The sequence below is a fragment of the Citrobacter sp. Cpo015 genome, assembly GCF_030333035.1.
In the GTDB taxonomy this organism is placed as follows: domain Bacteria; phylum Pseudomonadota; class Gammaproteobacteria; order Enterobacterales; family Enterobacteriaceae; genus Citrobacter; species Citrobacter portucalensis.
The window spans coordinates 355990-378493 of sequence record NZ_JAOWGS010000037.1; the positions used below are offsets into that span (position 1 = coordinate 355990).

At 54.4% G+C, this 22504-nt stretch carries 19 protein-coding genes; 7 read left to right on the top strand and 12 right to left on the bottom strand.

Annotated features, from left to right (window positions below):
* Positions 1 to 113 precede the first annotated feature (113 nt).
* Positions 114 to 1418 (top strand): inosine/guanosine kinase, encoded by a 1305-nt coding sequence (gene gsk / locus OGY67_RS17455; RefSeq protein ID WP_003021781.1) that lies wholly within the window; start codon positions 114 to 116, stop codon positions 1416 to 1418.
* A gap of 45 nt (positions 1419 to 1463) precedes the next feature.
* Here gsk and ybaL read toward each other — a convergent pair whose 3' ends face one another.
* A complete protein-coding gene (ybaL, locus tag OGY67_RS17460; protein ID WP_003021783.1) occupies positions 1464 to 3143 on the bottom strand; it encodes a YbaL family putative K(+) efflux transporter in 1680 nt (559 codons plus the stop codon).
* A gap of 225 nt (positions 3144 to 3368) precedes the next feature.
* Positions 3369 to 4589 carry a fosmidomycin MFS transporter gene (gene fsr, locus OGY67_RS17465; protein WP_003021788.1) on the bottom strand — a complete coding sequence of 407 codons (1221 nt, stop codon included), beginning with the start codon at positions 4587 to 4589 and terminating at the stop codon, positions 3369 to 3371.
* Positions 4590 to 4763: 174 nt separating this feature from the next.
* On the opposite strand from fsr, the gene ushA reads away from it, so the two are divergent.
* Positions 4764 to 6416, top strand: a complete 1653-nt coding sequence (ushA, locus tag OGY67_RS17470) for a bifunctional UDP-sugar hydrolase/5'-nucleotidase UshA (protein ID WP_286574296.1) — start codon at positions 4764 to 4766, stop codon at positions 6414 to 6416.
* 107 nt (positions 6417 to 6523) lie between these two features.
* Here ushA and ybaK read toward each other — a convergent pair whose 3' ends face one another.
* The 3 genes from ybaK to copA form a co-directional block, all read right to left on the bottom strand.
* Complete coding sequence (gene ybaK / locus OGY67_RS17475; RefSeq protein WP_003831056.1) at positions 6524 to 7003, bottom strand: Cys-tRNA(Pro)/Cys-tRNA(Cys) deacylase YbaK; 480 nt, start codon at positions 7001 to 7003, stop codon at positions 6524 to 6526.
* Between the two features lie 201 nt (positions 7004 to 7204).
* The gene (locus tag OGY67_RS17480; protein ID WP_153686897.1) at positions 7205 to 7999 is read right to left on the bottom strand and encodes a TraB/GumN family protein; all 795 of its coding nucleotides are present in this window, start codon (positions 7997 to 7999) and stop codon (positions 7205 to 7207) included.
* A 153-nt stretch (positions 8000 to 8152) separates the two neighbouring features.
* On the bottom strand, positions 8153 to 10654 hold the full coding sequence (gene copA, locus OGY67_RS17485) for a copper-exporting P-type ATPase CopA (protein ID WP_286574298.1): 2502 nt from the start codon (positions 10652 to 10654) through the stop codon (positions 8153 to 8155).
* A gap of 109 nt (positions 10655 to 10763) precedes the next feature.
* Between copA and cueR the strand changes: the two genes are divergently transcribed.
* The gene (cueR, locus tag OGY67_RS17490; protein ID WP_258735517.1) at positions 10764 to 11174 is read left to right on the top strand and encodes a Cu(I)-responsive transcriptional regulator; all 411 of its coding nucleotides are present in this window, start codon (positions 10764 to 10766) and stop codon (positions 11172 to 11174) included.
* Here cueR and OGY67_RS17495 read toward each other — a convergent pair.
* Genes OGY67_RS17495 through OGY67_RS17510 form a run of 4 tightly spaced genes read right to left on the bottom strand, consistent with a single transcriptional unit; the run spans position 11171 to position 15393 of the window.
* Positions 11171 to 11887, bottom strand: coding sequence for a DUF3142 domain-containing protein (locus tag OGY67_RS17495; RefSeq protein WP_213786138.1), 717 nt, complete (start codon positions 11885 to 11887; stop codon positions 11171 to 11173). The genes cueR and OGY67_RS17495 overlap by 4 nt on opposite strands.
* Positions 11857 to 14001 carry a PA5441 family protein gene (locus OGY67_RS17500; protein ID WP_286574301.1) on the bottom strand — a complete coding sequence of 715 codons (2145 nt, stop codon included), beginning with the start codon at positions 13999 to 14001 and terminating at the stop codon, positions 11857 to 11859. The genes OGY67_RS17495 and OGY67_RS17500 overlap by 31 nt, the downstream gene beginning before the upstream one ends.
* Positions 14002 to 14020: 19 nt before the next feature.
* Positions 14021 to 14479 (bottom strand): NfeD family protein, encoded by a 459-nt coding sequence (locus tag OGY67_RS17505; protein ID WP_048214771.1) that lies wholly within the window; start codon positions 14477 to 14479, stop codon positions 14021 to 14023.
* Positions 14476 to 15393, bottom strand: coding sequence for an SPFH domain-containing protein (locus OGY67_RS17510; RefSeq protein ID WP_003831073.1), 918 nt, complete (start codon positions 15391 to 15393; stop codon positions 14476 to 14478). The genes OGY67_RS17505 and OGY67_RS17510 overlap by 4 nt, the downstream gene beginning before the upstream one ends.
* A 133-nt stretch (positions 15394 to 15526) precedes the next feature.
* On the opposite strand from OGY67_RS17510, the gene fetA reads away from it, so the two are divergent.
* The gene (gene fetA, locus OGY67_RS17515) at positions 15527 to 16204 is read left to right on the top strand and encodes an iron efflux ABC transporter ATP-binding subunit FetA (protein ID WP_048214770.1); all 678 of its coding nucleotides are present in this window, start codon (positions 15527 to 15529) and stop codon (positions 16202 to 16204) included.
* Positions 16191 to 16970: an iron efflux ABC transporter permease subunit FetB gene (fetB, locus tag OGY67_RS17520; RefSeq protein WP_048214769.1), complete on the top strand. Its 780-nt coding sequence runs from the start codon at positions 16191 to 16193 to the stop codon at positions 16968 to 16970. The genes fetA and fetB overlap by 14 nt, the downstream gene beginning before the upstream one ends.
* Positions 16971 to 17075: 105 nt before the next feature.
* Here the strand turns inward: fetB and OGY67_RS17525 are convergent, their stop codons facing one another.
* The 3 genes from OGY67_RS17525 to tesA are packed head-to-tail and all read right to left on the bottom strand — an operon-like array spanning position 17076 to position 19411.
* Positions 17076 to 17987: a co-chaperone YbbN gene (locus OGY67_RS17525; protein WP_286574303.1), complete on the bottom strand. Its 912-nt coding sequence runs from the start codon at positions 17985 to 17987 to the stop codon at positions 17076 to 17078.
* Between the two features lies 1 nt (position 17988).
* On the bottom strand, positions 17989 to 18759 hold the full coding sequence (locus tag OGY67_RS17530) for an SDR family oxidoreductase (RefSeq protein WP_204557233.1): 771 nt from the start codon (positions 18757 to 18759) through the stop codon (positions 17989 to 17991).
* A 28-nt stretch (positions 18760 to 18787) separates the two neighbouring features.
* A complete protein-coding gene (tesA, locus tag OGY67_RS17535) occupies positions 18788 to 19411 on the bottom strand; it encodes a multifunctional acyl-CoA thioesterase I/protease I/lysophospholipase L1 (RefSeq protein ID WP_032932667.1) in 624 nt (207 codons plus the stop codon).
* On the opposite strand from tesA, the gene ybbA reads away from it, so the two are divergent.
* Together ybbA and ybbP are read left to right on the top strand one after the other, a co-directional pair.
* A complete protein-coding gene (gene ybbA / locus OGY67_RS17540) occupies positions 19382 to 20068 on the top strand; it encodes a putative ABC transporter ATP-binding protein YbbA (RefSeq protein ID WP_008783992.1) in 687 nt (228 codons plus the stop codon). The genes tesA and ybbA overlap by 30 nt on opposite strands.
* Positions 20065 to 22479 (top strand): putative ABC transporter permease subunit YbbP, encoded by a 2415-nt coding sequence (gene ybbP, locus OGY67_RS17545; protein ID WP_286574307.1) that lies wholly within the window; start codon positions 20065 to 20067, stop codon positions 22477 to 22479. The genes ybbA and ybbP overlap by 4 nt, the downstream gene beginning before the upstream one ends.
* The last annotated feature ends 25 nt before the right edge of the window (positions 22480 to 22504 follow it).

Sequence of the window (22504 nt, forward strand, 5' to 3'; positions counted from 1 at the left end):
TCCCGTATAAACTGCGATCTCACCGTCTGATATTGAAACTTAGCGCCGCATCGCATGCGTGGCAGGGAATGTGCTACCATGCATCGCTCAGTTAACCACCCGTAAAATCGACCATGAAATTTCCCGGTAAACGCAAATCCAAACACTATTTTCCCGTCAGCGCGCGCGATCCGTTGCTGCAACAAATTCAGCCAGAAAATGAAACCAGCGCAGCCTGGGTGGTGGGCATCGACCAAACGCTGGTGGATATTGAAGCCAAAGTGGATGATGACTTTGTAAAACGTTATGGATTAAGCGCCGGGCATTCTCTGGTGATTGCCGATGATGTCGCAGAAGCGCTCTACCAGGAACTGGTGCGTGAAAACTTGATCACCCATCAGTTTGCGGGCGGTACTATCGGTAACACGATGCACAACTACTCTGTACTGGCGGATGACCGCTCGGTGCTGCTGGGCGTGATGTGCAGCAATATCGAGATTGGCAGCTATGCGTACCGCTATTTATGCAATACCTCCAGCCGTACCGACCTGAACTACCTGCAAGGCGTTAACGGACCGATTGGCCGCTGCTTTACGCTGATTGGCGAGTCAGGTGAGCGTACCTTCGCAATCAGCCCTGGGCATATGAATAAGCTACGAGCGGATAGCATCCCTGAATCGGTGATTGCCGGAGCGTCCGCGCTGGTGCTGACGTCCTATCTGGTGCGCTGCGAACCAGGTGAGCCGATGCCGGAAGCAACCATGAAGGCGATTGAATATGCCAAAAAACACAATGTGCCGGTGGTTCTGACCCTGGGCACCAAATTCGTCATTGCCGATAACCCACAGTGGTGGCAGGCATTCCTGAAAGAGCATGTCTCCATTCTGGCGATGAATGAAGAAGAGGCTGAAGCGCTGACCGGCGAAAACGACCCGCTGCTGGCGTCTGACAAGGCGCTGGATTGGGTGGATCTGGTGCTGTGCACTGCGGGTCCGGCGGGTCTGTATATGGCGGGCTTTACGGAAGAAGAAGTGAAACGTAAAACCCAGCATCCTCTGCTCCCTGGTGCTATTGCCGAATTTAATCAGTACGAATTCAGCCGCGCCATGCGCCATAAAGACTGTACCAATCCGCTGCGCGTGTATTCGCACATCGCACCGTATATGGGCGGACCTGAAAAGATAATGAACACCAACGGCGCAGGTGACGGCGCGCTGGCGGCATTGCTGCATGATATTACCGCCAACAGCTATCACCGCAGCAACGTGCCTAACTCCAGCAAGCACAAGTTCACCTGGCTGACCTATTCGTCGTTAGCCCAGGTGTGTAAGTATGCTAATCGCGTGAGTTATCAGGTGCTGAACCAGCATTCACCGCGCCTGACGCGCGGTTTACCGGAACGTGAAGACAGTCTCGAAGAGTCGTACTGGGACCGTTAAATCTTGTATAGGCCGGATAAGCGATAACGCTATCCGGCACGGACATTAACTGGCCGTAGCAACTTCACCTGCAGGCGGCGTTTCAATCAGCTCCAGCATGGTGCGGGCGATTTCACGCTCACCCATGACGACCTGGTTGGCGCCGCGTTCGGTAATATATTCCACCTCATCGTCATAATGCGCGCGGGCGATAATCTCAATCGACGGGCATTTCTCACGCGCGGAAGCGACAATTTCACCCGCTTCATAACCATTGGGGATGGTCAACAGCAGCCAGCGCGCGCAATCCAGATGCGCCAGATTCATAATCTCTTCGTTGGCGGCATTTCCCAGTACCGCGCGGATCCCACGCTCGCGCAGTTCATCCACCCGGGTACGCGAGGTTTCGATCACCACCAGCGGGATCCCTGCAGCCATCAATTTCTCACCCAGCAGGCTGCCGACGCGACCAAAGCCAACCAGCAAGGCATGATTGCAGATATCCACCGGAATTTGCTTCTCTTCTTCGATGGCCTCTTCCAGCGTCTGCTCCTCCAGCGTTTCTGTTTTGGCGAGGTATTTTTCTAACACCGCAAACAGCACCGGGTTGAGCATGATGGACAGGATTGCCCCGGCCAGCACCAGATTCTGTCCGGCCTGCGGCAGCAGGTTTAACGCCATTCCCAGACCCGCCAGGATAAAGGCAAATTCACCAATCTGCGCCAGGCTGGTGGCAATGGTGAGCGCCGTGCGTTGGGAGTGACCAAACAGGCGCACCAGGAAATAGGCGGCAAGGGATTTACCAAAGATGATAATCGCCAGCGTGCCCAGTACCGCCAACGGCTGCTGGATCAGAACTAACGGATCGAACAGCATCCCGACGGAAACGAAGAACAGCACGGCGAACGCATCGCGCAGCGGCAGAGTATCATGCGCCGCACGGTGGCTTAGTTCAGATTCATTCAGCACCATACCGGCGAAGAACGCGCCCAGCGCAAAGGAGACATCGAACAGCTCTACTGCGCCAAAGGCGATACCTAAGGCGAGGGCGAGGACTGAGAGGGTAAACAGTTCGCGTGAACCGGTTGCGGCGCTGCGGGCCATAATCCACGGTACCAGGCGACGACCCACCAGCATCATAATCGCGATAAACGCCACCACCTTACCGATGGTAATGCCCATATCGACGGCCAGCGAGGCGAAGCCGACGTCTTCTTTTTCCAGCATCCCGGCGACGGCTGGCAGGAGAACCAGCGTCAGCACCATCATCAGATCTTCGACAATCAACCAGCCAATGGCAATTTGCCCGCGCTGGCTGTCAATGAGCTGTCGTTCTTCAAGCGCGCGCAGTAGCACCACGGTACTGGCGGTTGAAAGACACAGACCAAACACGATCCCCACCATCAGCGACCAGCCTAATACGGCTGAAAGCGCCATACCCAGCAGCGTTGCCACTGCTATCTGGGCAATCGCGCCGGGAATGGCGATAGACTTTACCGCCATCAAATCCTTCAACGAAAAGTGCAGCCCCACGCCGAACATCAGCAGAATAACGCCAAGCTCAGCCAGCTCAGGCGCGAGCTTAGTATCAGCAACAAAACCAGGTGTAAATGGACCGGCCAGAACGCCCGCTAACAGATATCCCACCAGAGGAGAAATACGCAGTTTATTGGCAATCATGCCTAATATAAAAGCGAGCACAAGGCCGCCGACAATGGTGGTGATAAGCGGGGTGGCGTGATGCATTCCGTCTCCTTTGGTTGCTGTGATGATCCTGAAAACCCAAACTACGAGTAATAGTTTATGACAATTTTAATGTTTATGTTTATGAATAATTATTGAATTTTGAAGAAAACGGGATTTTAAGCGTAAAAAAGCACGGATCGGAAAAGTACGGTGATATGTGAGAGGTAAAGGCTGATGGCTACTGCAAGTAATGACGGCCAAAATTTACTTTTGGCCGTCAGAAAATCAGGCTTTGTGTCGGTTATCAGGTAAGAATATGGTCAGTATTCCCAGAAGTGGCAGGAAAGCACATATTTTGTAGACCAAATCGATGCTGGTATGGTCGGCTATCAGCCCTAGCACCGCGGCTCCCAAGCCGCCCATGCCGAAGGCAAAACCGAAAAATAGCCCAGAAACCATGCCGATACGCCCAGGAAGCAGCTCCTGCGCGTAGACCAAAATAGCAGAAAACGCCGATGCGAGGATAAAACCAATGATCACGGTTAAAATCCCGGTCCATTCCAGCGTTGCGTAGGGTAAAACGAGGGTAAATGGCGCAACGCCGAGGATAGACCCCCAAATAACATATTTTCTGCCAATTTTATCGCCTAATGGTCCGCCAATCACCGTCCCGGCCGCGACGGCAAACAGGAAGGCAAACAGGTGAAACTGGGCGTTTTGTACCGATAATCCGAATTTTTGCATCAGATAAAAGGTGTAATAGCTGCTGATGCTTGCCATATAGAAGTATTTGGAGAAAATCAGCACCAGCAGGATGCTTACCGCCAGCACCACTTTATTGCGCGGTAACGGATTTACGATGGCAACTTTCGGTTTTCCTTTACTCATCCGATGCTGCGCGGCATACCAACGGCTGATTTGTGCCAGGACGACAATCGCTAATAACGCAGCCAGAACAAACCAGGCCACATTACCCTTACCATATGGCGCGATGATGACAGCTGCCAGCAAGGGTCCCAGAGAGCTGCCGAAGTTGCCGCCAACCTGGAAAATTGACTGCGCCAGGCCGTGACGACCGCCGGAGGCCATGCGTGCCACGCGGGACGATTCCGGATGAAATACCGAAGAGCCGGTGCCAACCAGCGCCGCGGCGAGCAGCACCATATGGAAACTACCGGCCATGGCCAGCAAAACAAGCCCACTCAGCGTGAAGCACATCCCAATGGGCAGCGACCACGGCATCGGGTATTTGTCCGTCCAGTAACCCACCACCGGTTGCAGCAGCGAGGAAGCAAGCTGGAAGGTTAGGGTGATCATCCCGATCTGCATAAACGTTAGCGAGAACTCTGACTGCAAAAGCGGATAAATCGCCAGGATCAGCGACTGAATCATATCGTTTAGCAGATGGGAGAGGCTGATCGCTCCTAAAATGCCAAATGAGGTGCGTGCTTTAGCAACCGACGCTGACGCGCCAGCCACAGGCTGGGTTGGTTCACTTATTGCCATAGAAAGTCACTTCTGTTTGGGTTGCGATTATGAGGGTAATCTATTTTGTTATTATTACCTGACTAACATACCTGCGGAAGGTGTTTGAAGGAAGTCTCATTTCTGAAAACATTTTCGACTATTATTTCATATCATTGTAATTTCAGTCGTTGATTTTGGCTCAGGGAGAGAAATATGAAGTTTTTAAAACGGGGCGTGGCGCTGGCGTTATTAGCCGCATTTACGCTGGCAGGTCAGCCTGCACAAGCGTACGAAAAAGATAAAACCTACAAAATTACCATTCTGCATACCAACGATCATCACGGTCACTTCTGGCGCAGCGAATACGGAGAATACGGACTGGCGGCGCAAAAAACGCTGGTGGACGGTATTCGTAAAGAGGTGGCAGAGGAAGGGGGCAGCGTACTGCTGCTTTCCGGTGGCGACATTAATACCGGCGTACCGGAGTCCGATCTGCAGGATGCGGAACCTGATTTTCGTGGGATGAACCTGATTGGCTATGACGCGATGGCGGTCGGAAACCACGAGTTTGATAATCCCATGACCGTACTGCGCCAGCAGGAAAAATGGTCCAAATTCCCGTTTCTCTCGGCCAATATCTATCAGAAAAGCACCGGCGAGCGTTTGTTTAAGCCGTGGGCCATCTTTAAGCGGCAGGATTTAAAAATTGCCGTACTCGGTTTAACCACCGACGATACGGCAAAAATAGGCAACCCCGAGTTCTTTACCGATATTGAGTTCCGTAAACCAGCTGATGAAGCCAAACTGGTTATCCAGGAACTGAATATGGGTGAAAAGCCAGACATCATTATCGCGACCACCCATATGGGACATTATGACAACGGCAACCACGGCTCGAATGCCCCTGGCGATGTCGAAATGGCGCGTAGCCTGCCGGCGGGATCGCTGGCGATGATTGTCGGTGGTCACTCGCAGGATCCGGTGTGTATGGCTTCAGAGAACAAGAAGCAGGTTGATTACGTACCGGGTACGCCGTGTGCGCCAGACAAGCAAAATGGGATCTGGATTGTGCAGGCGCACGAGTGGGGGAAATATGTGGGCCGGGCGGACTTTGAGTTCCGTAACGGCGAAATGAAAATGGTCAACTACCAGCTCATTCCCGTCAACCTGAAGAAAAAAGTGACCTGGGACAAAGGTAAAAGTGAGCGCGTACTCTACACCCCGGAAATAGCTGAAAATCAGCAAATGCTTTCGCTGCTGACGCCGTTCCAGAATAAAGGTAAAGCGCAGCTCGACGTGAAAATCGGTAGCGTCAATGCGCGCCTCGAAGGCGACCGAAGCAAAGTCCGTTTCGTGCAGACCAACATGGGACATTTGCTGCTGGCTGCGCAAATGGCGCGAACAAGCGCTGATTTTGGCGTGATGAGCGGCGGTGGCATCCGTGATTCCATCGAAGGCGGCGATATCACTTATAAGAGCGTGCTGAAAGTACAGCCGTTCGGAAACATCGTGGTGTATGCCGACATGAGCGGGAAAGAGGTGATTGACTATCTGACCGCCGTGGCGCAAATGAAGCCGGACTCCGGGGCCTATCCACAGTTTGCCAACGTCAGCTTTGTGGCGAAAGACGGCAAGCTTAACGATTTGAAAATCAAAGGCGAACCCGTTGACCCAGCCAAAAACTATCGTATGGCAACGCTAAGCTTCAACGCAACCGGCGGCGATGGCTATCCGCGAATTGATAACAAACCAGGCTATGTGAATACCGGGTTTATTGATGCAGAAGTGCTGAAAGAGTTCGTGCAGAAGAACTCACCGCTGGATGCCAGTGTGTATGAGCCGAGGGGTGAAGTTACCTGGCAGTAACAGGGCGGAGTGCCGGATGGCGGTGCGGGCACCTTATCCGGCCTACAGGTCAGTGCGATTTGTAGGCCTTAAAGCTGCGCTCCATCAGGCAATCATTCTATAACCGCTTAATCGCGGCGTGCGATGTCGGCGAATTTCGCATCCAGAATTTTCGCCAGATCGCCCGCTGCCAGTTCGATATCCAGCCCGCGTTTGCCGCCGGAAACATAAATGGTGTCAAACGTCTGGGCAGGGGCATCAATGAGCGTTGGCAATCTCTTTTTCTGTCCTAATGGGCTGATCCCCCCCACCAGATAACCGGTGGTTCGTTGCGCAACCATTGGATCGGCCATATCAACCTTTTTAGCCCCCAGAGCCTTAGCGACCTTTTTGAGATCCAGTTGACCGGCTACAGGCGTGACCGCAACTGCCAGATGCTTCATATCGCCATTCACGGCAACCAGCAGCGTTTTGTAGACCTGGTCCGCATTCAGACCTAACTTGCGCACCACTTCATCACCAAAGTTCGTCTCGGACGGATCGTGATCGTAGGTGTGGATCTGGAAAGAAATTTTGTTTTTTTCGAGTAATTTAACGGCGGGTGTCATAGCAATTTTCCTGGACCAGACAAAATACGACTCAAGCATACGCCTGATGTCTGTCTAAAAAATAGTACCATCTTGCGCAATAGTATTGGCAGGATGATGACTTTGAGCGACAATCGAACTACACCGATGCTTTAAGCATTGGGATCATAATAATGATGAAATTCCTCTTTGACGGGCCAATAGAAATATTGGCCATTTTTTTTACCGTAACATCTCCGGCAAATTTCCCTCTCCGTACAGATGTAGCGCGCCAACGGCCACGACGTAATGACCAGCAGGCATCGCCCTGAGCCGATCGCGCCAGGCTGTGTTGCGTTGATGCATCAATACGTCATACAACGACTGGCTAAAGGTATTGGGAAGCGCCAGCTCGCTATTGCGTGGCGGTGTTTTAAGCCACCAGCCCATCATCTGTTGCAACAATCTGGCATTGGTATGCCAGTGCGTCAGAGTATCGTCCAACAGAGCCAGTCCGTTATCAGGCAACTGACATAACAGCTCGATTTGACTGGATGCGCCTTCCAACTCGATAACGGGTTTATGCGCTTGTTTTGCCGCTTTCAGCAATTGGTAATCAATCCCGTATTCTGCCCGTAGACCCAACTGCTGTGCCTGTGTCGCCTGTAATACCATGGCGATTTGCCACAACGGCTGAGTAGATAACAGCGATGGGGAAATACCCAGTTCGTTGGTGACTTTACGCAGGTTTTCTAACTGCTCCGGGCTGATACGTTCTTCGAGTGTGGCAAATGTAGGAAGGTTAGCAAACGGCGCGTCGTCACCGGAAACATCCGCTTCGACAATCAGCGCATCGGCATGGTTGAGTTTTTTGAGTAATTTGGCAGGCAGAGGTGCCATATCGCGACTGCCCATGTGAATACTGCCAATCAGATGAAAATGGCGGTTGCCGGGCAATGAAATGTCGATGGCAGGCCAGGTATAGTGGTTGCCGCGTAGCGCGGTGAAAAATGTTTTTACCCGGTATAACAGATCCATACGACCTCCCTAAGTAGACTTTCATGCTAGCGCGTGGTCCAGGAAGGTGCAATGCGAGAATCGCCGGATGGCGACGCGAAATCGTCTTATCCAGCCTACAATGTTACCTGCACTTTGTAGGCCGGATAAGCGTGAGCGCCATGCGGTAGAGGGTTACTCTTTCGGTTTGAAGCGCAGCAGTCGGTTAGCGTTGCTCACCACAGTAATGGAGGAGAGCGCCATCGCCGCCCCGGCAACGACTGGATTCAGCAGTGTTCCGGTGAACGGCCACAGGATCCCCGCGGCAACGGGAATACCGATGCTGTTATAAATAAACGCGCCGACCAGGTTCTGCTTCATATTACGCAACGTTGCCCGGGAGATAGACAGCGCATCCGCGACGCCCATCAGGCTATGGCGCATCAGCGTAATCGCGGCGGTTTCAATCGCCACATCGCTGCCGCCACCCATGGCAATCCCTACATCGGCCTGAGCCAGCGCAGGTGCATCGTTGATACCGTCACCCACCATGGCAACCTGACGCCCCTGGCTTTGCAGACGTTTAATCGCCTCGGCTTTACCGTCCGGCAGAACACCGGCAATCACCTCATCAATACCGGCTTCTTTGGCAATAGCGTTAGCCGTGGTCGGGTTGTCACCGGTAAGCATCACCAGACGATACCCGTTGCGGTGCAGACGCTGAAGTGCTGCCACGCTGTCGCTACGCAGTGGATCACGCACCGCTAACAGCGCCGCCGCTTTACCATCAATCGCCAACAGGACCGGGGTTGACCCCTGGGATGCCTGAGCGGTGATTTCAGCTTCCATTTCAGTGGTATCTACCTGTTGCTCATTGAGCAGTGCCTGGTTGCCCAGCAGCAGCGTATGACCTTCCGTTTCACCGCTTACGCCTAAACCGCGCAGCGTACGGAAACCGTTGACCTGTGGCAGCGTAACATCACCGGCTTTGTCCAGAATCGCCCTGGCCAGCGGGTGACTGGAAACCTGTTCAAGGGCCGCAGCTAGACGAATTGCCAGTGCTTCATCGGTGTTGCCAAACGTTTTGATGGCGACAACCTGCGGTTTACCTTCAGTCAATGTCCCGGTTTTATCAAATACGACGGTATCAAGCGTACTGGCGCGCTGCAGCGCATCGGCATCACGTACCAGAACCCCAAACTCAGCAGCACGACCCACACCGGAAATAATCGACATTGGTGTAGCCAGGCCCAGCGCACAAGGGCAGGCAATAATCAGTACGGTAGTGGCAATCACCAGCGTATAAACAATTTGTGGTGCCGGCCCGAAGAAATACCAGATTGCCGCACTCACCAGCGCAATGACGACGACGACCGGAACGAACACTGAGGAGATACGGTCGGCTAGTTTACCAATCTCCGGTTTACTGCTTTGCGCCTGGCGCACCATACGAATAATGCGTGACAGCGTGGTATGGCTGCCAACGGCACTGGCGCGGAACAGCACGCTGCCATCCTGTACGACCGTACCGGCGTGGACGCTATCGCCTTCGCCTTTTTGTTGCGGAATAGGCTCTCCGGTCAGCATGGCTTCATCCAGCCAGGCTTCGCCCTGAGTGATTTCGCCATCTACCGGAACGCGGTCACCGGTGGTCAGGCGCAGCAACATTCCCGCCTGAACGTCTGCCAGCGGCACGTTCTTTTCACCTTCGTCGGTAACAACACGCGCGGTCGGCGGCGTCAGATCGAGTAATTTTTCCAGTGCTTTGGACGAACGCTGGCGAGCCCGCGCTTCCAGCATGTGCCCGAGGTTAATCAGACCGATAATCATCGCACTGGCTTCATAATAGAGGTGTCGCGCTTCCATCGGGAACCATTGCGGCCAGAGGTTGACGCTCATGGAATAAAGCCATGCCACCCCCGTACCCAGCGCCACCAGCGTATCCATGGTCGCGGTGCCGTTCATCAGGCTTTTCCACGCGTTGCGGTAAAAATGACCGCCCGCGAAAACCATCACGGCAAGCGTTGCCAGACCAATCGTCAGCCACAGGCTACGGTTGTCGGCAGTGACCATCATGTTTTCGCCAATCATTCCCCATACCATGACAGGGATACCCAGCAGCAGCGCGACGGCCGCCTGCCAGCGAAAACGTTTCATGGTTGCTACGGCGGTTTCTTGCTGACGCTCGCGGCGCTTAACATCATCTTCAATGGCTTCTGCGCCGTAGCCCGCTTTTTCCACCGCTTTCACTAACTGGTCGGCGGACGCACTGCCCATTACCAGCGCAGTACGTTCCGCCAGGTTTACCCGTGCCTGCGTGACACCCGGTACGCTTTGCAGAGCATCTTGTACGCGGATAACACAGCTGGCGCAGCTCATGCCGTTTAACAGCAACTGTTGGCTGTCATCATCAGCCGTAGCTGCCGGAAGCTCGGAAGGGACCGCTGCCAGTGCTTCCGACGGGATTGATGACTCCGTCAGCGGTTTAGCCTTTGGGTGGCTTAACTCCGCGCCGTAACCGGCTTGTTTGATGGTTTCAATCAGCGCTTCAGCACTGGCGCTCCCGGTGATGTGCGCTTCAGTCACAGTGACATCCGCTTGCTCAACGTCCGGGCGTTGCTCCAGACTTTCTTTAACGCGTTTTACGCAGTGACCACAGGACAAGCCGTCCAGGGTTAGATCGATGGTTTGAGACATAACAAATTTCCTCTATGATTGGTCTGAGATTCATTGACCTTAGCAATCGTTTTGACTAACTGTTATAAAGGTTAAACCTTCCATCAAGGGGAAGGTCAAGGGGGGAGATGTGAATATATCCGATGTTGCTAAAAAAACCGGTTTAACCAGTAAAGCGATTCGCTTTTATGAAGAGAAAGGACTGGTGACGCCGCCGCTGCGTAGTGACAATGGCTATCGCACTTACAACCAACAGCATCTGAATGAACTGACGTTGCTGCGTCAGGCGCGGCAGGTTGGATTTAATCTGGAAGAGTGCGGCGAGCTGGTAAACCTGTTTAACGATCCGGCGCGTCACAGCGCGGATGTGAAAAAGCGCACCCTGGAAAAGGTGGCGGATATTGAGCGGCATATCAGTGAGCTGCAGGCCATGCGCTTGCATTTACTGGCGCTGGCGGACAGTTGCCCTGGCGATGACAGTGCTGAATGTCCGATCATGGATAATCTCTCCGGTTGCAGTCATCACAAAGCGAAGGCTTAACGGCGAGAGGGATTAAGCATAAACACCACCGTGCCGCGGTACCACGGGGATTTCTCAAGCTGCGCTTCAGCCAGTGGATCTCGGTTACCGTTTTGCACCAGTCCCAGCTTAAATGGAATGCGCAGGCGGCTCAGCGCGGGTAGATACGCCTGATAATTCGTCACCGTGTGACGCCCCTGATAGCTTTGCACCACCAGTTCATCGACCGCCAACGCGTTCAGCGTGGCGACGTCGCCCGTTTTTGCCCAATCCAGTAGTCCGGTTACCCCTAGCGCAAACTCGGCCGGGAGCTGTTGGCGCAGTTGCTGCAGAAAGCGGGCGTAGTCGGTCAGTTGATGGGTCGCTGCGTCAAAATCAACCTGCAGGCCGACGACGTGATTCCCGGCGGTCTGCCAGCGCTGCATCAACCGTATGATACGCGCCGGGATCTCTTCCGGTACGTCGAGGGTTGTAAAGCGTACGGTCAGCCAGATTGAGGGAAAAGACAGACGACTGACCGGCAGTCCGAGGCGCTGGAACACCACGTTACCGGAACGAACCAGTACCTCGCCCTGGTGCAGATAAACCGTTTGTGCATCTTTCAGCTCGTCACTGGCCTTCACCCCAGACCACAGCCAGAAGGCTGAATGTTCACGGGCGGCGACGATATCCGCCGCCTGTGCCTGGCCGAGAAGCAGTGCGGTTACCAGTAATATTTGAGTTTTTGCGCCCACGGGCTTCCCGGATACTGCGTTTTCAGTTGGGTGAACCAGCCCTTACGCTGCAATTTGTCCACGTCTTCTCCGCCACATTCGTTAGCGCCTGATGGCGCATAGCACATGATGGCGCGATACAGCGCGAAGCTCTTATCTTCGACTTCCGCGGTGGGTGAGGTGATTACCTGCTGATAGTAGCTCTGCCTGTCGAACTGGCCGAACGGTTTCTTACGCGAAATAGCTGATTCAAGCACGTCGTTGCCAGCGCTGTTTTTCCACAGGTCGACATGTGTTTGCGTGGTGCGGAAGAATTCGCCAAGGCAGTTCAGCGCGTGAGCATCATCCGCTTTTTTGCTCAATACCGTTACCGTTTCATTGAGGCTGCGGCACGTATAACCCGCCTGCGCCGTGTCGCCATTCCAGTCGAATATGCTCAGGTTAACGTCATCAAACGCTTCGCCAATGACCGGTGATGTAATCGCGCTGGCCAGTTTTCTGTCAGTAAGCCAGTCGCCAAAACGATTCTCTGTAAGATCCCGCACCAGCAGCGTATGCAGCGCAATGGTACGCTCTTCGTTATTCGGGCCATGAACGGCCTGCTGGCGCAGCAGTTCTGGCGTGGCCTGCGTTTTCAGCACCTGCGAGCGAAAGCGCAGGTTGGTCACCGCGCTATTCGGTGCGAAAACTGCCGCCACATCGCCGCTATATACCAGCGTGGCGGCAAGCTTAGCCTGCACATATTGCTGCTGTTCGTTATCCTGGCTGAGTTTTAACAACTGCTGCCAAAAATCGCGCGCCTCGGCCCATTTCTTCTGGCCCATCAACGCTTCGCCGTACAGCACCTGTTCGCTGAAGGCGAGGGTATCGTGAGCGGCAAGTTTCTGCGCTGGCGTAACTGTCTGAATAATTGCCGCGTAGTTGCCCGTTGCCAGCCACAGATTCAGTTGCAGGTCGCGCCATAGCGGCAGTTTTTGGCTCTGTTCAAACACCGGTTTGCTGGCGTCGAGCTGTGCCTGCGTCAGCGTGGGTTTGCTGTTGTTATCCAGGCGCAGCGCGCGTAGCAGTTCGATATAGCTGACTCGCGGCGCGTCGGGGAAGGCCTCAACGACGGACTGGTCGTAGAACGCCATGCCATAGACATTATCGTATTCGATGACATTTTCGCGCAGTTGCCGTGCGTCAGCCGACTGCTTCAGCGTCTGTTCATACAACCCGGCCAGCTGCGGCCATGACTGTAAATACCAGTTGATGCGACGCAACATGCCTCGTGAAGAGTCAGCGTAGAGTCCTTGGGGAAAACTCTGCAGATAGGCCTGCGCCAACTCTTGAGCCTGAGTGGCATCCTCGCGATTAATTTTCGCAATATCAAAATCGCCGTACTCGCCCACGCTGTTCTGACTGCTCTTGTTCAACGCCGTGCGCATCAGCATGTATTGCGCGGTCTCTGCTAACCACGGACGATCGCTTGTAGCAAGTTGAGTGAAATCCCGTTCGGCACTGGCATAATCACCGGCATAGAAACTGGCGGCTGCTGCCAGATAGCTTTTATAGGGCAGAGCTTGAGAATCTGCCGGGAAGGTGGCAAGAGAAGACTCAATTTGCTCGCGGGTTGCCCCAGAAAGCAGTCCCGTACGCGCCTGGGCTAAAGCCTGACGCTGTTCCGCTGTTAATGTGGAATCGGCCAACAGCGCGGCAAAAAAGGCGCTAACGCTCTCGGCGTTATTCGAAACATGACGGTTCTCTAGCTCAGCGTCATTGATGTTTATTTCGTCGGCGCTAATGTTCAGCTCGGCCATCTGTCGGGAGAGAGGGCTGTCCGCGGCGGATGCCTGAGCTGCCGCTGTTTGCGGCGCAGCCTCATCCCATTGCGGGTGATAGGCAAAATAGAAATCGCGGGAGCGAGTGATGTCTGCGGGCATCGACTGCACGGGCAGAGCAAATGATTTTTCCTGGCTCAGCAGCCGCAGCAGGTTGTCGCGGCTGTCGTTTTCAGGGTTAAAGGTCGGCGTTCCCTTCAGCAGGCAGCTGTCGTCGCTCCATTTGCAGTCTTCCATATCGAACGAAGCTAATGCCTGCGGGGCGGCGGTCAGCAATGTGCAAAGGGCAAAGGCAAGGGGTGTCTTCCTGACCATAGTCTTATTTCCTGTCTTTTTAGTGTGATACCGCTTTTATAATCAGGGTGATTCCCTCAACGGCAATGACTTCAACCTGCGTTCCGGCGCTCAAATCGTCACGGGCGCTAACGGGCCAGGAACTGTCGCCGACGCGCATATGTCCGCGACCATTGACCAGGTCAGTTTCCAGAGTAAATCGACGGCCAACTAACTGTTGTCCACGTTGGTTAAGATGGCTATCGGCTGGCTGCTGCTCCTGAACGCGCCTTGCCAGCCACTTCCACCACAGCCAGGCTGCCAGCAAGGTGAGGGCAGCGAACATTGCCCCCTGCCACGCCCAGTCTAGTGGAACGAGCCAGATGACCAGACCGGTAATCACCGCTGCCACGCCGCTCCACAGCAGATAGCCGTTGCCGCCCAGCATCTCGGCGGCCAGTAACAGACCACCGAGGCTGAGCCAGAAGATATGCGGGTGCACCAGAATCATCGCTATCATGATTTTTTCCGCTCGCTGGCGCTGTCCTTAACCAGTTCGGCGATCCCGGCAATGGAGCCCATCAGGCTGCTGGCATCCAGCGGCATCATCACCACTTTGCTGTTATTCGACGAGCCGATATGCTGCAGCGCTTCGGTGTATTTCTGCGCCACGAAGTAGTTCACGGCCTGAATATCCCCGGCGGCAATGGCTTCAGACACCATCTGTGTTGCGCGGGCTTCTGCTTCTGCGGAACGTTCACGCGCTTCAGCCTGTAAAAATGCGGACTGACGTTCACCTTCCGCGATGAGGATTTTCGACTGCTTCTCACCTTCGGCCTTAACGATTTCTGCCTGACGGATCCCTTCGGCTTCAAGAATGTAGGCGCGCTTGGTACGTTCGGCTTTCATTTGCGCGTTCATGGCGTCGATAAGTTCTGCCGGAGGACGCACGTCGCGGATCTCAATACGGGTGATTTTGATGCCCCAGGGATTGGTTGCCTCATCAACGATATGCAGCAGGCGCGTGTTGATGTTGTCGCGCTGGGAGAGCATTTCATCGAGCTCCATCGAGCCGAGAACAGTACGAATGTTGGTCATGGTCAGGTTGATGATCGCCAGTTCCAGGTTGCTGACTTCATACGCGGCTTTCGGCGCGTCGATCACCTGAATGAAGCACACAGCATCAATCGAGACGTTGGCGTTATCTTTGGAGATGACTTCCTGAGAGGGGATATCAAGCACCTGTTCCATCATATTGATCTTACGACCAATGCGGTCCATGAACGGTACAACAAGGCTTAAACCCGGTTGCAGGGTTTTGGTGTAACGACCAAAACGCTCTACCGTCCACTGATATCCCTGCGGGACGATTTTGACGCCTGCGCCGACGATCACCAGCGCGACAAAAATAAGAATAGGAATAAAAATGAGCATTGATGAAACCTCCTGTTGTGCTGTCCTTTACTGCCTCATTAGTCAAATTATACCCGATTTATCAAGGTGGGCTCCCCTATAATAAATTACAGGGATAGACTATCTGCACGAAAGATGTAAAAAGGGATTGGTAATGGAAGAAAGCAGCATTCTGCTTCAGTTAAAAAATGTCGCATGGCAGGCAGGGGCGACGCAGATTCTTAATAACATCTGTTTTGATCTCCGCGCCGGAGAATTTAAGCTGATTACCGGCCAGTCCGGCTGCGGTAAAAGTACGTTACTCAAGATAGTCGCGTCGTTAATTAGCCCGAGTTCCGGTGAAATCCTTTTTGAGGGTAAGGAGATATCAACGCTTAAGCCTGAAGCTTATCGCCAGCAGGTCTCTTATTGCGCGCAAACGCCCGCTTTGTTCGGTGATACCGTCTACGACAACCTCATTTTTCCCTGGCAAATCCGCGATAAACGCCCGGAACCGGATGTGTTTCTGGAAGATCTGGCTCGTTTTCAGTTGCCCGAGACGATCCTGAAAAAAAATATCAATGAGCTATCTGGTGGCGAAAAGCAGCGCGTCTCGTTAATTCGTAATTTGCAGTTTCTGCCGAAAATTCTGCTGCTTGATGAAATCACCAGCGCGCTGGATGAATCCAACAAACGTAACGTGAACGAATTAATTCACCACTATGTTCGCGACAAGAATATTGCCGTGCTGTGGGTGACGCACGATAAAGATGAGATTAATCACGCGGATAATGTCATCACTCTTCAACCGCACGCCGGAGAAATGCAGGAAGTCAGCAATGAACGAGCATAATATTACCAATGAATCCCTGGCGTTAGCGATGATGCTGGTGGTGGTCGCGATACTGATCAGCAACAAAGAAAAGCTGGCGCTGGAAAAAGATATTCTCTGGAGCGTTTGCCGGGCAGTGGTTCAGCTTATTATCGTGGGCTACGTGCTGAAATATATTTTTGGCGTCAACCATAGCATTCTGACCTTATTGATGGTGCTGTTTATCTGCTTTAACGCGGCCTATAACGCGCAAAAGCGCAGTAAATATATTGATAAAGCTTTTCTCTCGTCGTTTATTGCCATTACGGCGGGGGCGGGGCTAACGCTTTCGGTGCTGGTTCTGTCAGGCTCTATCGAGTTCACGCCGATGCAGGTCATCCCGATCTCCGGCATGATTGCAGGTAATGCGATGGTGGCGGTGGGGCTGTGTTACAACAATTTGGGGCAGCGGTTTAACAGCGAGCAGCAGCAAATTCAGGAAAAACTCAGCCTCGGCGCAACGCCGAAGGTGGCTTCTGCGCCGCTGATTCGCGACAGCATTCGCGCCTCGCTGATTCCGACTATCGATTCAGCGAAGACAGTGGGGCTGGTGAGTTTACCGGGGATGATGTCGGGATTGATCTTTGCAGGTATTGACCCGGTAAAAGCGATTAAGTATCAGATTATGGTGACGTTTATGCTGCTATCAACCGCCAGCCTGTCGACCATTATTGCCTGCTATTTAACCTATCGGAAGTTCTATAATTCGCGCCACCAACTGGTGGTGACGCCATTAAAGAAACCGTGATGTGATGCCGTATGGCGGCTACCGCCATATCCGGCTGACGGGAATGAGGTGTTGGTTGTGTTTGTAGGCCCGATAAGCGTAGCGCCATCGGGCATGATGAACCAATTAGTACAACAGCGCGTACAGCTGGCGGCGATACTTCAAGGCCAGCGCATCGCCCGTGCCCAGTGCGGCAAGGATCTCCTGGAAGGTCTTACGTGCCTGACCATCGGCAGCCGTAAGATCTTTCTTCAGGTGGCTGAACAGTAATTCCAGCGATTCCTCGTTGCGCCCGACCTGGTGCAATTGAATAGCCAACTGCGTTGCCAGCGCCGCATCCTGTGGATTGCTGGCGACCTGCTGTTGCAACTGTTGGATTTCCGGCGTATCAGCGGCCTGCTTCAGCAGTTCGATCTGTGCGATAAGCCCTTGATAGCGGGTGTCCTGATCCTGCAACGGAATGGTTTTCAGTACCGCTTCGGCTTCATCAGAACGGTTCAGGGCGATTTGCGTTTCCGCCAGCAGCAGACCGATTTCGCTGCTCTGGTTGGAGATCTGCCAGGCTTCTTTCAGCAGCGGCAGCGCATCCGCGTGATTACCGGCTTCGATGAATTCGATAGCCTGGCGTGCTTTCAGCTCTTCTTCGCTCGGCAGCACTTTCTCCAGCAGCGCGCGAATAACCTCTTCCGGTTGCGGGCCCTGGAATCCATCTACCGGCTGGCCGTTCTGGAACAGATAAACCGTAGGGATCGCGCGCAGACCAAACTGGGAGGCGATCATCTGCTCGGCGTCGCAGTCCAGCTTAGCGAGAATAAACTGACCGTTATACTGGGCGGCAAGGTTCTCCAGTACCGGCGTTAATTGCAGACAATGCTGGCTGCGCTCAGACCAAAAATAGAACAGGACCGGCGTGGTCATCGACTGTTCGAGGGTCTGCTGTAGGTTCGATTCGTTAATGTTAACAATATTCTGTGTGGACATGGAGTTACTCTCTTTTGTCGATTTCTTGTTACATGGGGGCTGACGCGCGAGCTTCAACTCAACCCTGTAAAATTTTGTCCATTATGCGGCCTGGCAACAGGCGTTTAAGCAGCATCACTGCCCAGGTCACCAGCGTAACCGGATAACGTAGCTTTGGTTTATCGCTCTCAAACGCATGACGCACTTTGGCGACAACCGCTTCTGGTCCCAGCGTAAAACGCGTGGCAATGCCGGGATTTTCAACGGGGGCATCGCTCTGGGTCTGGTTGACGTTTTCGGTAAAGCGGGTACGGATGGGGCCAGGTTCAATCAGGCTGATCTTAATCCCGCTGTGGCGCAGTTCCATACGCAGTGCGTCGGACCAGGCTTCCAGTGCATATTTGCTGGCGGCATAGGCGCCGCGTCCCGGCGTTGAGATCAATCCCATTACCGAGGAGGTCATCACGATGCGCCCTTCGCCGTGGGGTAACATGGCAGGTAACAGGCGCATGGTAAGCTGATGTGCGCCAAAGAAGTTGGCGGAAAACTGCTGTTCCATCTGTTCACGGCTGATGGTGGGCAGGGGACCATAGACACCGTATCCGGCGTTGTTAAAGATCCCATATAAACGATTATCGGTCAGGGCGATCACTTCATCGGCGGCACGATCCACGCTTTCGGGTGAATCCAGATCCAGCAACACGCCAGTGAATCCCATGCTGTTCATACGCGCGACATCGTCAGGTTTGCGACAGCCTGCCAGAATTTGAAAACCCTGGCGCTTTAGCTCAAGCGCGCTTTCCAGGCCGATTCCGCTGGAACATCCTGTTATTAAGACCGATTTTTGCATAACTTTACCTGTCAGGATCTCCGTTGTTTTACGAGTCGTGATTTACTAGAGGTGTGAGATGTTGCGCCATCCAGTCGGCGATAAACGGCTGGGCGTCACGGTTAGGATGAATACCATCATCCTGCATCCACTGGGGTTTCAGATAAACCTCTTCCATAAAAAAAGGCAGTAGAGGGATATCAAACTCTTTGGCGAGCTTTGGATAAATCGCGCTAAAGGTTTCATTATAACGGCGACCGTAGTTTGCCGGCAGACGAATTTGCATCAGTAGTGGTTCGGCATTTGCCGCTTTTACGTCCTGCAGAATCGTGCGCAGGGTTTGTTCGGTTTGCGCAGGTGCGAAGCCGCGCAGGCCGTCGTTGCCGCCAAGTTCGACCAGTACCCAACGCGGCTGGTGCTGCTTCAGTAATGCAGGCAGACGGGCCAGGCCCTGCTGCGAGGTGTCGCCGCTAATGCTGGCATTCACCACCGGCGTTTTGGTTTGCCATTTATCATTAAGTAGCGCAGGCCACGCGGCGCTGGCGGACATTCGGTATCCGGCGCTCAGGCTGTCACCCAGAATTAATAACGTGTCCGCTGCGGCGGCGCGGAAAGTTAACAGGACCAGGAACAGGAAAGGCCAATGCCAGCGGAAAACATTGTTGAAGTTCATCATCTTAAGAAATCCGTCGGTCAGGGTGATCATGAGCTATCCATCCTTACCGGAGTTGAACTGGTTGTCAAACGCGCCGAGACCATTGCGCTGATTGGCGAGTCGGGATCGGGGAAATCCACGCTGCTGGCGATCCTCGCCGGGCTGGACGATGGCACCAGCGGTGAAGTCAGCCTGGTGGGGCAGGCGTTGCACACCATGGACGAAGAAGCCCGGGCGCAGCTGCGGGCGCGGCACGTGGGTTTTGTCTTCCAGTCATTCATGTTAATTCCGACCCTCAACGCGCTGGAGAACGTCGAACTGCCCGCGCTGTTGCGCGGCGAAAATAGCGGAAAAAGTCGTGACGGGGCAAAAACGCTGTTGGAACAACTGGGACTGGGAAAACGTCTTGATCATCTTCCGGCCCAGCTTTCCGGCGGGGAGCAGCAGCGCGTGGCGCTGGCGCGAGCGTTTAACGGTCGCCCTGACGTGCTGTTTGCCGATGAACCAACGGGCAACCTCGATCGCCAGACCGGAGACAAAATAGCCGACCTGTTGTTTTCTCTGAACCGGGAACACGGCACCACCCTGATTCTGGTGACGCATGACCCGCAGTTGGCGGCGCGTTGCGACAGGCGCTTACGTCTGGTGAATGGACAGTTGCAGGAGGAGGCATGATTGCACGCTGGTTCTGGCGCGAATGGCGCTCGCCTTCACTACTGATTGTCTGGCTGGCGCTGAGCCTGGCGGTAGCCTGTGTGCTGGCGCTGGGCAATATCAGCGATCGTATGGAAAAAGGGCTGAGCCAGCAAAGCCGTGAGTTTATGGCGGGCGATCGGTCGCTACAAAGTTCGCGTACCGTGCCGAAAGCGTGGATTGACGAGGCGCGACAGCGTGGCCTGAAGGTGGGCGAACAGCTCACCTTTGCCACCATGACTTTTGCCCGGGATACGCCGCAGTTGGCGAACGTCAAAGCGGTAGATGATGTGTATCCGATGTACGGCACACTGCAAACCAACCCGCCGGGACTGAAACCGCAGCCGGGCTCGGTGCTGCTGGCCCCACGTCTGATGGCGCTACTTAACTTAAAAGTCGGTGATTCCATCGACGTTGGCGATGCCACGCTGCGCATTGCCGGGGAGGTGGTGCAGGAGCCGGACTCTGGTTTTAATCCGTTCCAGATAGCACCGCGTCTGATGATGAACATGGCGGATGTCGAAAAAACAGCGGCGGTACAGCCGGGAAGCCGCGTGACCTGGCGCTATAAATTTGGCGGGACGCCATCGCAACTGGAAGCCTATGAAAAGTGGCTGCTGCCACAGTTAAAGCCTGAACAGCGCTGGTATGGGCTGGAGCAGGATGAAGGGGCGCTGGGGAAATCACTTGAGCGTTCGCAACAGTTCTTGCTGCTGTCGGCGCTGTTAACGCTGTTGCTGGCGGTCGCCGCGGTTGCCGTGGCGATGAGCCATTATTGCCGCAGCCGTTACGATCTGGTGGCTATTCTGAAAACCCTCGGCGCGGGCAGAGCGCAACTGCGCAGGCTGATTGTTGGTCAATGGCTGATGGTGCTGGCGCTATCTGGCGTGACCGGCGGACTATTCGGACTGTTATTCGAGCGCGTGCTGGTGCTGCTGCTCAAGCCGGTTCTGCCTGGAGAACTACCGCCTGCCAGCCCCTGGCCGTGGTTATGGGCACTAGGCACCATGACGGTTATTTCGCTATTGGTGGGGTTACGCCCTTACCGCCTGCTGCTGGCAACGCAGCCGCTGCGGGTGCTGCGCCGTGACGTGGTGGCAAACGTCTGGCCCCTGAAGTTTTATTTGCCGGTGGTCGTGATAGTCGTGATTGCACTGCTTGCTGTACTGATGGGCGGAAGTTCGCTGCTTTGGGCGGTACTGGCTGGTGCGGTGGTACTGGCGCTGTTGTGCGGGGTGCTCGGCTGGATGCTGCTCAACGTGCTGCGTGGTCTGACGCTCTCCTCACTGCCGCTGCGTTTGGCGGTCAGTCGACTGTTACGCCAGCCGTGGTCAACGCTCAGCCAGCTATCGGCATTTTCGCTTTCCTTTATGCTGCTGGCGTTGTTACTGGTGCTGCGCGGCGATCTGCTCGACCGCTGGCAGCAGCAAATGCCGCCGGAAAGTCCGAACTATTTCCTGATCAACATTGCCACCGAGCAGGTGGTTCCGCTGAAGGCTTTCCTGTCCGAACATCAGGTGATCCCGGAATCGTTCTATCCGATTGTGCGGGCGCGTCTGACGGCTATCAATGAGAAGCCGACCGAAGGCAATCAGGATGAGGCGCTGAACCGCGAGCTTAATCTGACCTGGCAGGATACCCGACCGGATCATAACCCGATAACCGCCGGAAGCTGGCCGCCAAAAGCGGGCGAAGTATCGATGGAAGAGGGGTTAGCGAAACGGCTGAATGTCAAACTCGGCGATCGGGTGACTTTTATGGGCGATACCCAGGATTTCAGCGCCACGGTCAGCAGTCTGCGCAAAGTGGATTGGGAAAGCCTGCGGCCCAACTTCTTCTTTATCTTCCCCTCCGGCGCGCTGGATGCTCAGCCGCAAAGCTGGTTAACCAGCTTTCGCTGGGAGAACGGCAACGGCATGCTAACGCAGCTTAACCGCGAATTCCCGACCATCAGCCTGCTGGATATTGGCGCCATCCTCAAACAGGTGAGCCAGGTGCTGGATCAGGTGAGCCGCGCACTGGAGGTGATGGTGGTACTGGTCACCGCCTGTGGCATGCTGCTGCTATTGGCGCAGGTCCAGGTCGGGATGCGTCAGCGTCATCAGGAGTTGGTGGTCTGGCGCACGCTGGGAGCAGGTAAGAAGCTGCTGCGTACCACGCTGTGGTGCGAGTTCGCCATGCTCGGGATGGTTGCCGGACTGGTGGCGGCCATCGGTGCGGAAACAGCGTTGGCGGTACTGCAAACCAAAGTGTTTGATTTCCCGTGGGAGCCAGACTGGCGACTGTGGATAGTATTACCATTTAGTGGAGCATTGCTGCTCTCTTTATGCGGCGGATGGCTCGGTTCACGTCTGCTAAAAGGTAAAGCGCTGTTCCGTCAGTTCAGTAGTTAATTCATATTCGTGATGATTACGCACC